At 37.9% G+C, this 16,540-nt stretch carries 12 protein-coding genes and 4 tRNA genes; 5 read left to right on the top strand and 11 right to left on the bottom strand.

From position 1 onward, the window contains the following. Positions 1-82 precede the first annotated feature (82 nt). From H4J70_RS19415 to H4J70_RS19380, 8 genes are all read right to left on the bottom strand, one after another. Positions 83-159 (bottom strand) — tRNA-Asp (locus H4J70_RS19415). A 139-nt stretch (positions 160-298) separates the two neighbouring features. Continuing rightward, positions 299-375 (bottom strand) — tRNA-Asp (locus H4J70_RS19410). 87 nt (positions 376-462) lie between these two features. Further along, positions 463-539: transfer RNA gene (locus H4J70_RS19405), tRNA-Asp, on the bottom strand. A gap of 52 nt (positions 540-591) precedes the next feature. Further along, positions 592-668: transfer RNA gene (locus H4J70_RS19400), tRNA-Asp, on the bottom strand. 167 nt (positions 669-835) lie between these two features. Then, on the bottom strand, positions 836-2,164 hold the full coding sequence (locus H4J70_RS19395) for a TIGR03503 family protein (RefSeq protein ID WP_182251734.1): 1,329 nt from the start codon (positions 2,162-2,164) through the stop codon (positions 836-838). Beyond that, positions 2,152-2,877, bottom strand: a complete 726-nt coding sequence (gene dnaQ / locus H4J70_RS19390; protein WP_070376981.1) for a DNA polymerase III subunit epsilon — start codon at positions 2,875-2,877, stop codon at positions 2,152-2,154. The genes H4J70_RS19395 and dnaQ overlap by 13 nt, the downstream gene beginning before the upstream one ends. A 10-nt stretch (positions 2,878-2,887) precedes the next feature. Further along, positions 2,888-3,388: a DUF2919 family protein gene (locus H4J70_RS19385; protein WP_182216154.1), complete on the bottom strand. Its 501-nt coding sequence runs from the start codon at positions 3,386-3,388 to the stop codon at positions 2,888-2,890. Beyond that, positions 3,381-4,115 carry a DUF599 domain-containing protein gene (locus tag H4J70_RS19380; protein WP_182216155.1) on the bottom strand — a complete coding sequence of 245 codons (735 nt, stop codon included), beginning with the start codon at positions 4,113-4,115 and terminating at the stop codon, positions 3,381-3,383. The genes H4J70_RS19385 and H4J70_RS19380 overlap by 8 nt, the downstream gene beginning before the upstream one ends. A gap of 249 nt (positions 4,116-4,364) precedes the next feature. Between H4J70_RS19380 and H4J70_RS19375 the strand changes: the two genes are divergently transcribed. Then, complete coding sequence (locus H4J70_RS19375) at positions 4,365-6,761, top strand: carbohydrate binding family 9 domain-containing protein (protein ID WP_182231108.1); 2,397 nt, start codon at positions 4,365-4,367, stop codon at positions 6,759-6,761. Positions 6,762-6,932: 171 nt separating this feature from the next. Then, on the top strand, positions 6,933-9,242 hold the full coding sequence (locus H4J70_RS19370; RefSeq protein ID WP_182216159.1) for a carbohydrate binding family 9 domain-containing protein: 2,310 nt from the start codon (positions 6,933-6,935) through the stop codon (positions 9,240-9,242). 174 nt (positions 9,243-9,416) lie between these two features. On the opposite strand, the gene H4J70_RS19365 is transcribed toward H4J70_RS19370, so the two are convergent. Together H4J70_RS19365 and H4J70_RS19360 are read right to left on the bottom strand one after the other, a co-directional pair. Then, positions 9,417-10,469 (bottom strand): hypothetical protein, encoded by a 1,053-nt coding sequence (locus H4J70_RS19365; RefSeq protein ID WP_182251733.1) that lies wholly within the window; start codon positions 10,467-10,469, stop codon positions 9,417-9,419. Between the two features lie 78 nt (positions 10,470-10,547). Further along, positions 10,548-11,600: a hypothetical protein gene (locus tag H4J70_RS19360; RefSeq protein WP_182251732.1), complete on the bottom strand. Its 1,053-nt coding sequence runs from the start codon at positions 11,598-11,600 to the stop codon at positions 10,548-10,550. Positions 11,601-12,170: 570 nt separating this feature from the next. Here H4J70_RS19360 and cysK point away from each other — a divergent pair. Beyond that, positions 12,171-13,139: a cysteine synthase A gene (cysK, locus tag H4J70_RS19355; protein ID WP_182172979.1), complete on the top strand. Its 969-nt coding sequence runs from the start codon at positions 12,171-12,173 to the stop codon at positions 13,137-13,139. A gap of 52 nt (positions 13,140-13,191) precedes the next feature. Here cysK and H4J70_RS19350 read toward each other — a convergent pair whose 3' ends face one another. After that, complete coding sequence (locus H4J70_RS19350) at positions 13,192-13,974, bottom strand: alpha/beta fold hydrolase (protein WP_182216164.1); 783 nt, start codon at positions 13,972-13,974, stop codon at positions 13,192-13,194. Between the two features lie 248 nt (positions 13,975-14,222). On the opposite strand from H4J70_RS19350, the gene H4J70_RS19345 reads away from it, so the two are divergent. Further along, a complete protein-coding gene (locus H4J70_RS19345; RefSeq protein WP_182251731.1) occupies positions 14,223-15,011 on the top strand; it encodes an SDR family oxidoreductase in 789 nt (262 codons plus the stop codon). Positions 15,012-15,047: 36 nt separating this feature from the next. Continuing rightward, positions 15,048-16,505, top strand: coding sequence for an aldehyde dehydrogenase (locus tag H4J70_RS19340; RefSeq protein WP_182251730.1), 1,458 nt, complete (start codon positions 15,048-15,050; stop codon positions 16,503-16,505). Positions 16,506-16,540 lie beyond the last annotated feature (35 nt).

The raw sequence follows: 16,540 nt of genomic DNA, 5'->3' as shown, positions 1-16,540 counted from the left end.
TGAGGTCTTGAGGTCTTGAGGTCTTGAGGTCTTAAACTATTTTAATTTTTTATATGACTATAAAAAACAGTAAAAACAATGTTGGCGGAGTGGACGGGACTCGAACCCGCGACCCCCGGCGTGACAGGCCGGTATTCTAACCAACTGAACTACCACTCCGCTGTATTGCTTTCTTCAAGTTTTACTACCTAAGTAGACGGTACTTAAACCCGTGATTTTACTTTTGAATGTTATTATAAAAGATGTCACGCCTTTTATAGTTAGGTCATTCAAACCTTATTCTTAATTTAAACAATGTTGGCGGAGTGGACGGGACTCGAACCCGCGACCCCCGGCGTGACAGGCCGGTATTCTAACCAACTGAACTACCACTCCGCTGTATTGCTTTTGAATGTTGTAATAAAAGATGTCACGCCTTTTATAGTTAGGTCATTCAAACCTTATTCTTTACTTAAACAATGTTGGCGGAGTGGACGGGACTCGAACCCGCGACCCCCGGCGTGACAGGCCGGTATTCTAACCAACTGAACTACCACTCCGCTGTATTGTTTTAAACGTTTAGTAAAACTAGGTGCTTAACCTTTGATTAATTGGCGGAGTGGACGGGACTCGAACCCGCGACCCCCGGCGTGACAGGCCGGTATTCTAACCAACTGAACTACCACTCCGCTGTATAATCAACACATTCGTCAACAAGTCGTTGAATGCGGCGGAGATAATACGGTTAAGACGCAGAGCAGTCAACCACTTTTTTAATATAATTAACTGTATGCACGTTTGATGTACAATACGGAGGAATTACATTCAAAAATGGCTTTATTTAATTGGCTATTCATCATTTTTTGTTCTTTTTTCGGCGAGATATAAAGTAAAAGACTAACGCAATAAGGACGATTCCGACGTTTGCAACAGCAATAATAATATAAGTTTGTAGATCTTTTTCACTTTTTGCGCTTTCTTGTTCGACTTTAGCTTCTTGCAACTCCATGGCTAATTGTTTAGCTTTTTCCTCTGCTAGTATAATTTTATCGGTAATAACAACATCCGCTTTGTCTACAGGGAGTGATGTCATTTCACCATTAGCATTTAGGGTCGGCATCACTAAGCCCGTTTTACTTTCTGCATTAAAGGTAAATTGTTCTAACACTAAACGGAATTCGCGGCCGTTAATTGTTTTGCCAAAAACACTCACTTGTATACGATGAACACCTGACTCGGTGTAAGCAAGTTCGTAAGTACGTAAATTTCCTTTTCCTTCCATAATAGAAAATGGTACTTCTTGACGGTCTGGAAAAATAACTTTCCCTTGAAACAAAACACTATCCACATCTACATAAGTGGGGTCGATAGTAAAGATGACCTTGTGAGACTTCCCGACTTCCATTACGGGTTCAACAGAAATGGTAATTGGTGTCTTTTGCAAAATAATGGGTTTTTGTCGTAACTCTCGAGTAGCCATCGGCATAATAACAGAGTAAATAGGTAGCCATTCACCCGGAGCAAAAGCAAGTTCAAATTCGCCGGTAAAGACACCATCCTTGGCATACTCATCTAAGTCACGGCCATCATCACGAAACTGCGCTATTTTAATGGGTTCAGCACCAAAATTATCATACGCAGAATTATTGGTACTAAAAAAATCTACATTGAGGTTAATAACGTCACGAAAGAGTGGATCGTCAATAGCTTGTTCTCCATTATAAAGGTGCCCTTCAATTTTTAAGGTTTCTCCCGAGAGGATAACCTCAGGTAAGGGGTCAACTTTAATAGTGACATCAGTGACAACCATAATGTGGCTTTGCGGTAAAATATCACCAATAGCCTGCCAAGGGCCGGGCATTGGATTTTTAATGGTGATTAAATCAAAAGTACGATCATCAAACCAAGTGATTTTATCTTTAGGTAAATTATTAATTTTAATTTTGGTGCCATCAGGGCGCACAAGTATGATGGGTGGCGTGCCACTTCTTCGATAAAATAACAGAGTTATTTCTTCAAGCAAGGCATCTATTTTAAACCGATTTTCAAAATAAGGAATAGCATTGGTAACATTATCTGATTGGTAATAATCAATTTTGGTTTGTTGTCCATAACTTGGTATAGATATCAATAGAAAGGCTACTACTATGATAATAAAAAGTTTTGACTGACCTATTTGGGCCATATTGGTTCGCTCCCTTTTTCAGCAACAATCGCTAATCTTTCACTATGCTTAATAAGTTCATCGGCAGAAGCTTGGATAACCTTTAATTTTGTTCGTTGTGCGGGTAAACGACGAATAGCATTACTGTCACCTGATTCGCTGCCTGCTGATAGATTTAACACGGACTGCTTACGCGTCATCTCTACATAAACAAACGCTAAAAGTTGAGCATCGATTAATGCACCATGATAAGTGCGGTCGACTAATTTATCGACACGATAGTAACGGGCTAAATAATCTAGAGTCTTTGGTGAACCAAATTCATCTTTTGAAACATGCAACGTATCTATAACAGTACACATATCACGAGTGTTGGGAATATTTCGCTTTAATAAAGCAAATTCATTGTCCATAAAGCCGATATCAAATTTAGCGTTATGAATAACAAGGCGTGCACCTTTAATAAATTCGATAAAGTCATCGGCGACTTGACTAAATAAAGGTTTATCACGAAGGAACTCATTGGTTAATCCGTGAATATTGATAACTTCCTGATCCATTTCAAATAATGGATTGATATAAACGTGAAAACTACGACCGGTTAACTGTCGGTTGATCATTTCAACACAGCCTACTTCAACAATTCGGTGCCCTTCCCTAGGATTAATACCCGTTGTTTCTGTATCTAATATAATTAATCGTTCATCTTGCTGTACAGCTTGTTCGTTATTCATTGTGATTTCATCACCTTTTTTTTGGGTCAGGAAGTGGCTCTGGAAACTCAGTAATATTTATTGTAAATTTTTTACTGAGATTTAACATGATTATAAGCGCTCCAACAATAATAGCTTGGGTAATTAACCATGTTAATGACAGTAAATGCCAATAAAAAAAGCCAACTAAGCAAATAATCAAATCAAAAAGTAAGGCGAAAGTGAGAATACCTTTACCATGGCGCCATGATTTTTTAACCCAACCTTTCGCATTTGGCCGGCGTAAACTTAAGACAAGGACAATAAAAACACCTAACGCCCCAGAGCCTAAGCTTAAATAAAACAATGATGTTTCAGGGTATATCCATTGAATAATACCAACACGGTCTTTCATATTGGTTACCGACATTAGCCAAACAACATAACCCCGTAAAATAAAAATCAAGGCTACGTAGACCCATTTTGATATTTTCAAACAATCAAAATTGTCAAAATCTTGCACCGAATAAGCAGAGTAATTATGTTTACTCATCAATATCATGACCGCGCTTTTTTGTATGCTCTATTCTTAAGTGCTCTTGTGCGGCGGTAATAGCTTTTACTGCTCGGGATCTAAATTCACGATAAAATAAAGTATAAACAACCAGTAAACTGGCAAAAATAAATAACGCAGGATGAAAAAACCAACACATTGCCGCAATAGAAAAATAATAAGAACGTAATCCATAATTATAAGAATGTGCGGCTTGGTCTTGTACTATTGCCATTTGTTTTGCATAGGCACGCAAGTTTTCATCTTCGCCTAACTCATCATAAGGCGCAGCACCAATCATGACATTTAAAAAGCCATACTGTCGCATAGACCAAGTAAATTGAAAAAAGGACATAATGAAAATAAAAGCTAAGACACCTAATTTTAATTGTATCGCCGCATGATTTGGAAAATCAGCATAGGGAATTGAACCTATTACCGCTTCTAAACGTTCGACTTGAGCGAATAGAGTCAATACACCGGCTAAAACCAGTAAAGTTGTTGAAGCAAAAAAAGCAATATTTCGCTCCAAATTTGCTAACAACGCAGCTTCACCAACACGAATATCTCGCGTCATTAGCTCATTCATCCAATGAATTCTATGTTGATGAAGACATCTGGCGATACAATTAGTGTTTTTTGCTTTGACACGAGCAAACCAAGTGTAACCAATCCAACAAGTTACAAAGCATATAAAGGCAAGAATATCGAGTAAAGTAAGTGGCATAATAATGAAGAATTAGATAACAGGCATTCCATTATGCAGGAGAATATTTATAGATTCGAGCTAAATTTTCTACGATTAAGCATGCAAAAAATGTTAGAAAAAACCATTAATCGTATTCCTTATACCAGTTATCGTAATTCCTTTGACAGAAAGTCTAACTTTCTTCACCATCGCCGGTAAATCTATTACTTAAGTTTACCGTCAGTATTGCAGATAAACTTTGTGCAAACACTTTCCTTTGGAGCATCAATGTTCACTGTCAAATTCAGCCATATTTTGACTATTTCCACTTTATTATTTTCTTTTCATTGTAAAGCTAACGCGCAACAGTCAACCCAAATCCCAAGGATTTCAGGTAAAATAACCATAGATGCTAAATTAGATGAAAAACAATGGCGCCATGCAAAAAAAATATTAATCAATAACGTTACTCGTCCATACGACAATATACCTAGCCAAGTTCATACCGAAGCGTTATTAATGGAAGATGGCGGTACTTTCTATATTGCTTTCATTGCTGAAGATCCAAACCCAAGCCAAATTCGAGCGTTTTACCGCGATAGAGATCAATCATGGGGTGACGATGTCGTTGGCATAAAAATTGACACTTATAACGACCAACGTTCGGCTTATCGATTTTTAGTCAACCCTTTAGGCTCTCAAATCGACGGTGTCGAAAATGAAATAACGAAAAGTGAAAGTGATTCTTGGGATGGCATCTGGGACAGTGCAGGAATAATTAACGATAAAGGCTATATAGTAGAAATGGCTTTACCCCTTCGTATGCTTAACTTTACTGAAAAATCGTCATTACAAGATTGGGGCATTGAATTAATGCGTTTTTATCCGAGAAACGAATTTTTTCGTTTCTCAAACGTCCGCCTTGAACGAGATAACGACTGTGAGTTATGCCAACTTCACACGATTGAAGGCTTTACGGGGGCAAAACAAGGCGATAACTTAACAGTTACGCCTTCACTTGTTACCGGCGTTAATGAACAAAGAGAAAATAATGAGGATTGGCAGAGTGAAACCAACACAGAAGCTAGCTTAGATGTTCGTTGGGGAATAACACCTGACTGGGTGTTGAATGCCACAATTAATCCAGACTTTTCAACGGTTGAAACAGATAATGCTCAGTTAAATATCAATAATAACTTTGCACTTTTCACCCAAGAAAAAAGACCGTTTTTTCTAGATAATGCTGATTACTTTGATTCAAATTATAACCTGATTTATACCCGAAATATTAACGCGCCAAACTACGGTGCTAAATTAACTGGTCGAGAAAATGATCACTCCTTTGGTTTATTTGTCACCGATGACGACAGTACCAATATTTTAATCCCCGGTAATAGAGGCTCTTCCATAGCGAGCATCGAAGGCGAATCAAAAGCAAGCGCTTTTCGCTATCGTTACAATTTTAACGAAAACATCACTATGGGGACCGTAAGTACCATACGTACCGCCGAAGATTATCAAAATATAGTACACAGTGTCGGCAGTCAAATTAGACTTTCAACGGCTGATGTCTTTAAGTTTCAAGCGCTTTATTCAACTACAGAATATCCTGACAACTTATTTGAGCAATTTTGTAATGCCGATGATAGCGACGATTCAAGTGAGTCAGACAATTGCCATGCGCCACCAGAAAACATTGACTGTGGCTATAGTCAATGTGATTACAATGAGCAGGTTTTACGGACCTTAAAAGATGATAAGTTTAGTGGTAGTGCCTTTAAAACCAGCTATTCTCACAATGACCGAGACTGGTATTACCGCGTAACATACGATCAGCAAAATTCTGGCTTTCGTGGTGATTTAGGCTTTATTCCTAATGTTGACTACAAGCGTTTTTCTGTTGGTGGTGATAGAAAGTGGTATGCGAAACCAGGCGAATGGTGGACGAAATTTAAAATATATTCTGATTGGGATATCACCCATAACGACAATAATGAATTGATTGAAAAAGAATTTGATATCAACGCTCAACTAAATTCAAGTATGAATTCATACTTCCGCTTTTCTTATTCAAACCGTGATTTAGTCGGTTTAAGAAAAGATAAAAGTATTTTAGCCATTGACGGTAACACCACCTTATTTACCGAAAATCAATTTTCACTCTTTGGTGAAGTTAATCCAATGCTAGGTCTATACTTTAACAGTAACTTTAAATACGGCGATGCCATTGATTATAGAAACAACCGTCTTGGCCGTACTAAACAGTGGAGTTCAAAGGTAACCTTAAATGTTGATAAGCATTTAGAATTAAATATCAAACATACCTTTAATCAATTAGATGCCACTAATCATAATGTCGATGCGACCAGTAACAACGTCTTTACTGCAAGATTGACCGATTTTAGAGCAACGTACCAATTTAATGTGTTAAGTTTTTTACGTTTTAGTTTTATTTATAATAATACCAACAGAAATATTAACAATTATATTTACACAGATCCCGAAGATATTACCCAAAGCAGGAAGAACGTCTCAACTGAATTGTTGTACGCCTACAAGTTGAATTCGCAAACAGTTTTCTATCTAGGCTATTCTGATAGACACTACACCGAAGAAGATTTTAGCGACTTAAATCAAAATAAACGTAATCTCTTTATGAAGTTTAGCTATGCTTGGATGAAGTAAAAATAAATAAAAATCTCATCAGCTTTTAAGTAAAGTCGCCATTTGGCGACTTTTTTATTGCCTGCTAATAATAGAGCTAGAATAATTAATGATTGTTTTAACTGCATTTTTTTGACACAATTTATCCAGAGTCACAATATAAAAATAATAAAATGTAACCCTGGAGAGAAAATGTTGTTGTTAAGAAGTAGCTACAAAGCCTTAGTAGCTAGTATATTCTTACTATTTTCACAGAATAGTTTTGCTGAACAAAATGCCCAAGAACAAACAATTAATAAAATCGATCATTTATCGATACCTTATGCTAAAACAAAAGTCACCATAGACGGCAACATCAACGAAGAGGAATGGTCTCAGGCATTATCCATAGAGCTCAACATTGTTAATTCCCCTTGGAATAATAAGCCTAGCCCGGTTAAAACCACCGCAAAAATATTTGAAAATGGCGAGACCATTTATATCTCTTTTATTGCCCAAGATCCCAACCCAGAAGAAATAATTGCCTACTTAGGTGACCGAGATACACGACTCGAAGACGATGTGGTGGGTATAAAACTCGACACTTACAACAATCGACGATTAAGTTATGAACTCTTTGTTAATCCTTACGGATCGCAAATCGATAGGATAAAAAACGAACTCACCGGTGATGTCAATTCAGCTTGGGATGGTATGTGGCAATCGTTTGGCAAAAGAACAGCGAGTGGCTATCAAGTTGAAATGGCTGTGCCCTACCATGCATTGAACTTTGCTGACACAGATGAAGAAAAAACCTGGGCAATTGAGTTTATTCGTCTCTACCCGCGCGACTCTCGCCTGCGTATATCTCATATACCGCTCGACCGAGACAATGATTGTTGGTTATGTCAAATACCTGAAGCAAAAGGTTTTAAAGATGCAAAAACCGGTAACAATTTAACAATCACGCCAGCAATAGTGGCAAGTAAAAATGATACTCGTGACATTTACGACCCACAAGATGAATGGCAAAGCGATAACGACACCGAAGCGGGCGTTGACTTACGCTGGGGTATTAATGCCAACACGCTATTAAACGTTACGGTAAACCCAGATTTTTCGACAGTAGAGTCTGATGCGGGACAACTTAGCGTTAATAAAACCTATTCCTTGTTTTATCGTGAGGCTCGCCCTTTCTTTGTAGAAAACTCAGATTATTTCTCTTCAAATTTTAATTTAGTTTATACCAGAAACATTGCCGACCCTGATTATGGTGCAAAATTAACCGGTACTAATGACAACCATACCTATGGTGCTTTTATTAGTCATGACACAGAAACTAATTTTATTGTGCCAGGAAATACCGGATCACGTTTAAAATCGTTAGATGAAGAAAGCCACTCTGGCGCATTTAAATATCGCTACGACTTTTCTGAAGACTTTTCATTAGGTGCAATTAGCACCTTAAGAAAGTCTGATAGTTATCAAAATACCGTTGCCGGTATCAATACCAAATATAAAATGGATGACTCGAATGCTATTCTTGCACAAGTTGTTCATTCAAACAGTGACAATTCAATAGAGGAGTCGACTGATTTTGCCGACCAAGCGGTCAAACTTAGTTATGAGCATAACTCGGAGTATTGGTCGGTAAGTGCTGAACATCAAAAAATAGGTAAAGATTTCCGCGCTGATTTAGGTTTTATGCCCCAAGCTGATTATCAAGATGAGAGACTATTAGTTGACCGTTTCTTTTACAGTGAAGGCGACAGCTTTTGGCAAGAAGCAAAATTGTCAGGTCAGTGGCAAATTAAACACAATGAAAATGGTGAATTGCTCGAAAAAAGTTTGGCTTCGAGTTTTACGATTGATGGCCCTAAACTTTCACAATTTGATATTATGTTTACCTATGCAGATAAAATAGGGTTACGTAAAAGTGAGTTAAATCAATTAAATGGCGGCCTCGCAGCAATTGAGTTTGATGACTCTATTGACGGTAATACCGACCGGTTTACTGAAAAGCTTTTGACTATGTTTGCGTATATAAAACCAACAAGATACCTTTATGGTGAAGTTTATTTTTCTTTTGGTAAAAAAATAGATTACCAAAATAATCGCCTCGCTGATTATCAAGAAATTTATGCGAACACTCGCCTTAACCCAACCAGTCATTTAGAGATTGATTTTTCTTATACTTATGAAACTCTCGATACGAGTCAAGGTAATGTATACGATGCGAACATAGTGGAATTAAGAGTTTCTTACCAATTTGATGTGAACAGTTATCTTAAATTAAATGTTGTTTACTACGATGTAGATAAAAATCCAGATAATAATATTTCAGCTTATTCGAACACCAATAGTGATTTATCAACACAATTAATTTATAGCTATAAGCTTAATCCACAGACAGTATTTTTCTTAGGGTATTCAGACACTAGCTATCAAGATGACGACTTAACTACGTTAAGGCGTGGCGAACGTACTTTGTTTACTAAAGTTAGTTACGCTTGGATGCCTTAGCACCTTATTAATCGATAAATAAGTTTAGTTTGATAGCGGTTATCAAACTAAACTTTATTTTACACTGCGACTTTAATAAAAGCTCTGGTCGTTGTTTGTCTACCGAAAATCAGCGCTATTTAGACGATTGATTAACACATCGTTTTATCAATTATCAACTATTAATCAAACCTTCTACCTGCCTTCTGCCATGTTCTGCAACAGTAGTAAGCGTTGTTGTTCCTGCGAAGAAGCTTGATAGGGCAAATCGCTTAAACTGTTGACTGCAAAATCTTTTATTGCATGTTCATCAATTGAACTATCACCGTACTTGGTCGGTTCACCGGGAGCAGGTGACATTAATTCAATTGAAAAAGTTGATAAGTAAAATGGCGCTTGCCTGCCTTGTAATACTGACCGGTGAGCTTTTAAATAAAGATGACTATTGCCCTTATTGAGTTTTGCTTTGCTAACTAAGTGGGCGATGGGTTGGTAATTGGCATCAAATAAATTTGCCCGCATTCTATATAGGCCTTGCTCTCTAGTGGTTAAATTAGCTTTTAATACCATATCAGCATCTTCATTGTAGGCCGGTTCAAAACTTTCTAGGGTAGCAACTGAATCAACATATTTAAGTGCTAGGGTAATATTAATATTCTTACCGTTAATTTTCGCCTTAATCGATGCTTGCAATTCTCGTGGCAAATCTCTTTTACCGGTAAAGTGTGAATGCCAGTTTTCTTCACCCTGTTCAAATTGACTGGTCAATAATACTTTACCTGTAATGATATCGACAAGTTGCAGCTCTGCGCTGGTAATATTTTCACCGGTTAGTGTCGCAAAAACGACTTCGGGATAGGTATAACGATATTTTGATAATGTGGCACTTACTTGAGTGCCATTGTCGTCGACTAACATAGATTGTGGATTAAAAAAATTAGGGGTTAAGCGGTCAAAATCTTTATCCGTTAAAGGTTGTGAATAGGGTGGAAAAGTTAACTCTGCCGCATACGCTTGTGCAACAAGTACTGCTGAATCGTTTGAAGTGATTTTATTAACTGTAGCCTCGAGCGAACTATTATTACTTGGCGGCTGTTCTGGCAAGCTAGTTGTCTTAATTGGAATTGTTTTTTTCAAGGGTTCATTAACAATCGTTAGTTTTTGCGGTATTGATGGCCAAAAGAGCCAAACAACAACGGCGATAGAAGATATAACACTGAATTGTTTTAACAATGATTTTTTTTTCATAACGGCTTTACTCTTTTGCCAAGACACTGTTGATTTTCCTTGATTAACCTAGAAAATCAACAGCCTTAACTATATTATTTAATTCGGAATCGCGTCATAAATGAGCGTTGACATACTGTCATCATTCGAATTTTCAACATAGAGATAATTACTTTTCCAAAGCCACCAGCCAGTCGTTTTAGTATAAGTGTCAAAGTAAATACTTTCTCCTGACAGTAGGTTTTTCTGATTACTTGCTGCCGTCACTTTACCTTGCTGTTGTGGCTCAAGTAACGAACCATGACTATAAGCTTTACCCATAAGCATTGGATAATGGTATGGCATAAAACCATTAACGGCATTACCTTGCTGTTCTATTTTACCATTTAACGCGATACCGGTACTGCAGCTACCGTATCTTGCTTGGCGATTAGCTCCGCAAGAGGAGTGCGTACCAACAACACCGTCGTCATTACCTTGAATAAATGGGCTAGTACCCCCTAAATATTCACTTGCATCACCGACAAAGCGTAGACGAGGGATCCTCGCATCTGGTAATGGTGCAAGTTGTCTAGCGTTATTGACTTTTAAATCATTAAGTACGCCCATTTCATCGCCAAGATCGCCGCCTAACCAAGCCTCTAATGCTGCCTCAATGACAAAAGACCACGTTTCTGTACCCTCAGCAACACTTACCGCCACATCAGCAAGTTCACTACCACCACCTGCGCCAGCAATGTCAAAAGTTGCAACAATATTCAGTGGTGCTAATCCAGCATTTTCCAACCAAGTTTCTTGGTTATCTATAATATACCGTGCCACTAAATCACCGGTTGAATGTGTTACAAAGATGCAACCCGGTGTACAAAAGTTACTTTCAGAAAATGATTTCAACTTTGGCCAAACATAGTCTGTGGCTATTTTACCTTCTATTCGTTCATATGAGGGCCAGTCAATACGGGCATCACTGAGGTTATTCCAATAGCCTTGCCAGTAATTTTGACCACTCGCCGTAACGTCACCATCAACAATAAGTTGTTGTGGCTGAAAGCCATGGATAAGTACTATTTTATATTCTTTACTGTAAGAAGCTGCTGAGCAGAATGTCAGGCAGATCCCTGCTACAACCGTTATACGTTTGATTATATTCATTATTTCCCCAAATTATTTTAAATTTTATTTTATAATTATATTTTTACGTCTTATTTTTATTGGTACTACAACTCATCGGACGTTCGACCAGTTAAAATTGATAATAGTCCAATGACCATTTATTAGTCAATGGCTAATTATTTATAATTTTGATAGTTTATTGACAATTTATTGATAGTTTATTGATAGTAAAAGCAAGGACACTTTCAGAAGAAATCAACAAATTTTAAAATAATACCATTAAAAAAAGAGGTAAATTAATTCAAGCGCTGAACACTTTTTACTTATTAGCATAAAGAAGCGCCACCATAATATTAAAACCACTTTTAAAAAGCTTGTTTGTTATTCGCCAAGCTATCATTGGGGTTTAACAGCAATTATAATTAAAGAATAAAATAGGTTATTATCAAAAAGAACGATAATTACAGGCTAATAACACACTAACTTAACTAAAAAAGCATTTCTATATTCTTTTTTTGTATATAAGTTAACAAAATATCACTTCTTTTATTTCTATAAAGCGCTAACCTTGTGCTATTAAAGTAAATAAAGCTTTATTAAGGAGCTACCATGACGACAATATTTGAAGATAACTCAACCACTATAGGTAAAACGCCTTTAGTAAAACTTAACCGTGTAACTACCGGTAATGTTTTTGCAAAAATAGAATCAAGAAATCCAAGTGCGAGTATTAAGTGTCGTATTGGTGCAAACATGATCTGGGATGCAGAGAAGAAAGGCTTATTAACACCTGGTAAAGTAATCGTTGAGCCAACAAGTGGTAATACCGGCATAGCCCTTGCCTTTGTTGCTGCAGCTCGAGGTTATGGTATTACGTTAACTATGCCACATACCATGAGTTTAGAACGCAGAAAGTTATTAGCGGCTTTAGGGGCTAAACTTGAATTGACCGATGGCGCCAAAGGTATGAACGGTGCTATAGCTAAAGCGCAAGAAATTAAAAATTCAGATCCAGACAAGTATGTTTTATTGGGGCAATTCGACAACCCTGCCAACCCTGAGATCCATGAAAAAACTACTGGTCCAGAGATCTGGGCAGATACCGATGGTAAGATTGATATTTTTGTTGCCGGTGTTGGAACAGGCGGTACCATTACCGGTGTTAGTCGTTATATCAAAAATATTGCCGGCAAAAACATTATGTCTGTAGCTGTTGAGCCTACTGACTCACCGGTTATTAGCCAAAAAATGGCGGGTGAAGCATTAACACCTGGCCCACATAAAATTCAAGGTATTGGTGCTGGTTTTATTCCTGGCAACTTAGACTTAAGCATGATCGATGCTGTTGAAAAAGTGACCAACGATGAAGCCATGGCAATGTGTCACCGCCTAATGAAAGAAGAAGGTATTCTTGCGGGTATTTCTTCAGGTGCCGCGGTTGTTGCCGCTAAACGTTTAGCTGAGAAACCTGAAAACAAAGATAAAAATATCGTTGTTATTTTAGCAAGTTCCGCTGAACGTTACTTATCAAGTCCATTATTTAGTGATGAGTTCACTGATAAAGAGCTTGTACAATAGTATTGACATCATCAAAATAAAAAAGACGCTAAGGCGTCTTTTTTTTGTTTTATCAATCAGCAATAAAGCGAGCAATCGCCGGATGAATTAAGCCACTATGGCTTACCGGCCCCATATGTCCGGTTGGAAAACGTTGATGTTCAACATTGGGTAAATTGGCTTTAATTTGATTGGCTAATGATTGGCTCAGTTCAGGGCTGTGTTCCCCTGTCATCATTAACACTTTACAAGTAAGACCACTTAGATCGGTTAAAGTATATTTCTCTGATATTAAACCTTTAAAGTCTAAACTCACCTTAGGCATATCTCTTGCCATTATATCCTGAACTTTTTGTGGTAATGCTTTGAAAAAACCTGTTTTGTTCCAAAAATCAGTGAATATCTCTGCCGCCTGATACCTATCATCGATATTAACTTTATTAGCAAAGTTATCCGCTAACATTCGAGCATCACTACTTTGTTCAAGTAAATGAAACGCAACCGGCTCATATAAAGAAAGACTTAATATTTTTTCTGGATTCTCTATGGCTAGCTTTAAGGCAATCGCACCGCCACAAGAATGCCCAACCAAGTGAAAAGACTGATGTTGAGCAACATGAGTAATAATTTTTTTAATACGGTTAATTTCAACATCAAAATTAAAATTTAACTCATCAGCGACTTTTTCTGCATTCCCATAACTGAGCAAATCAATATTGATGACTAAGTAGTGAGGTTCAAGCAGTTTGACTAAGGGTTGCCATTGTCTGGCCGAACTTAGCGAACTATGAAGAAGTACAACCGGTGTTCCCTGCCCTGAAATATAGGCACCTTTTAGTAGATTATTTATGGTCATTGCAGCTATTGATTAGCGATAAAACACCATTATCAGCTTAATCTAACAAATGTCAAAGTGAAATAACACTCAGTCTATTGATGAGCAATTACAGAGAATACGGCTATAAAAGTTTACAAAGTAAATAAATAAAACTTCACGCTTTTGCTGACATTAAATTATTTAATGTGATAGAAATTGGTTAACTCAAATTTTCAACGAAGTTAACTTAACGCCGTTTTGAAAAAATACAATAATAAAGAGTATTCATGGATATAAATCTTCAAGGTAAAAGCGCATTGGTCTGTGGTTCAAGTCAAGGGATCGGTAAAGCCTGTGCGATTGAGCTTGCTCAATTAGGCGCTAACGTCACACTATTCTCACGTAATCAATCAGCCCTTGAATTAGTCAAAGCTGAGCTTGATAAATCTCAAGGTCAAAAGCACCAAGTATTAATCGCTGACTTTTCGAATACAGAACAAGTAAAAACCGTGATCAATGCGCATATTAACGCATCGGGTGGTTATGATATTTTAATCAATAATACCGGAGGACCCGCACCTGGACCGGCCAATGAGGCTGGTACCGATGAATTTATCAACGCCTTCAATTTACACTTAGTGTCCAACCATCACTTGGTTCAAGCGCTTATCCCTGGTATGAAAGAAAAGCAATATGGCCGTATTATCAATGTTATTTCTACGTCTGTTAAGCAGCCGCTCAATGGCCTAGGTGTTTCTAATACCATACGTGGTGCGGTGGCGAGCTGGGCGAAAACCTTAGCAAATGAATTGGGTGAATTTGGTATTACTGTCAATAATGTCTTACCCGGGGCTACTGCAACCGCTCGTTTGGATGCTATTATTTCAGGGAAAGCCAAAAAACAAAACATTTCAATTGAACAGGCTACGCTTAACGAAAAAGCAATTATTCCTATGCGCCGTTTTGCTAAACCCGAAGAATTTGCAGCTGCGGCCGCTTTTTTAGCATCGCCTGCTGCTGGCTATATCACAGGTATTAATTTACCCGTCGATGGTGGCAGAACCTCGTGCTTATAAGGTTTACTTTAATAAACAATAGCTAGAGGAATAGTAATGCTCAATGAAAATAATATTATTGAAAACTTTATTGATGGCCAATATCAAGCGCCCGTCAATAATAATTATTTAGATAATATTGAGCCGGCTACAGGGCTAGTTTATGGCCAAATACCCAATAGTGATATCGCTGATGTTGAACAAGCTGTTGCAGCAGCAGAGCTTGCCCTGCCCGCATGGCAGGCCTTAGCTTTAGAACAACGTGCCGACTATTTAATTGCCATAGCACAAGAAATTGAAAACCAACTTGAATCCTTAGCACTTGCCGAAGCCACAGACAATGGTAAACCGGTTTCTTTAGCGAGAATGGTAGATATTCCACGTGCGGCAAGTAACTTTAAATTCTTTGCTCATGCCTGTTCGCAATTCGCTAGTGAATCTCATGCGATTGCTCATGCGGCAATCAATTACACCTTGCGCCAACCTGTTGGTATTGTCGGCTGTATTTCCCCTTGGAATTTACCGCTGTATTTATTTACTTGGAAAATAGCACCAGCACTCGCTGCAGGTAATTGCGTGATTGCTAAACCCTCTGAAATAACCCCAAAAACGGCGGCAATGCTCGGCGCTATTTGTCTGAAAGTCGGTTTGCCTAAAGGTGTTTTAAATATATTACACGGAACAGGTGCAAGCGTTGGCGCTGCAATATGTAACCACCCTAAAATTAAAGCGATCTCATTCACTGGTGGCTCAGCAACGGGTGCAGCAATAGCAACTCAGCTTGCACCAAAATTTAAAAAACTATCATTAGAATTAGGTGGGAAAAACCCAGCATTAATTTTTGATGACTGTCATTTTGAAAGTACTGTTGAAGAAGTCTTTCGCGCCAGCTTTGCGAATCAAGGTCAAATTTGCTTATGTGCTTCACGTTTATATATTCAACGGGGCATATATGAAAAATTCAAAAACGCATTAGTTGCAAAAGCACAAGCGCTTGTGCCACAAGACCCTTTACTTAATGAAACAAAAATGGGCGCGATTGTCTCCAAAGCTCATTTAGAAAAGGTACTTGGCTATATTGATTTAGCTAAAAAAGAAGGGGGTACTATTTTAGCGGGCGGTGAACAAGTGCTATTACCTGGTCGCTGTAAACAAGGTTATTTTTTACAACCAACTATCATTGAAGGCTTAAGTAATGATGCAAGTTGCAACCAGCAAGAGATCTTTGGCCCTGTTATTACCTTACAACTGTTTGATACTGACGAACAAGCACTGGCACTTGCCAACGAAAGTCAATATGGCTTAGCGGCGACTATTTGGACGCAAAATATTAATAGAGCGCATCAACTCGCTGAACAAATAAATACCGGAATTGTGTGGATCAATTGTTGGTTACTGCGTGATTTACGAACGCCTTTTGGTGGTATGAATCATTCAGGTGTTGGTCGAGAAGGTGGTTTAGAAGCCATGCGATTTTTTACTGAACCCAAAAATGTATGCATAAAATACTCATAGGCTCAAATTAAACAATGAATCAAATTTGTCATAAA

The sequence above is a fragment of the Colwellia sp. BRX8-9 genome, from assembly GCF_014077245.1.
GTDB lineage: Bacteria > Pseudomonadota > Gammaproteobacteria > Enterobacterales > Alteromonadaceae > Colwellia_A.
The sequence above is the reverse complement of the archived record's forward strand: the minus strand, read 5'-3'. Positions and strand labels throughout refer to the sequence as shown.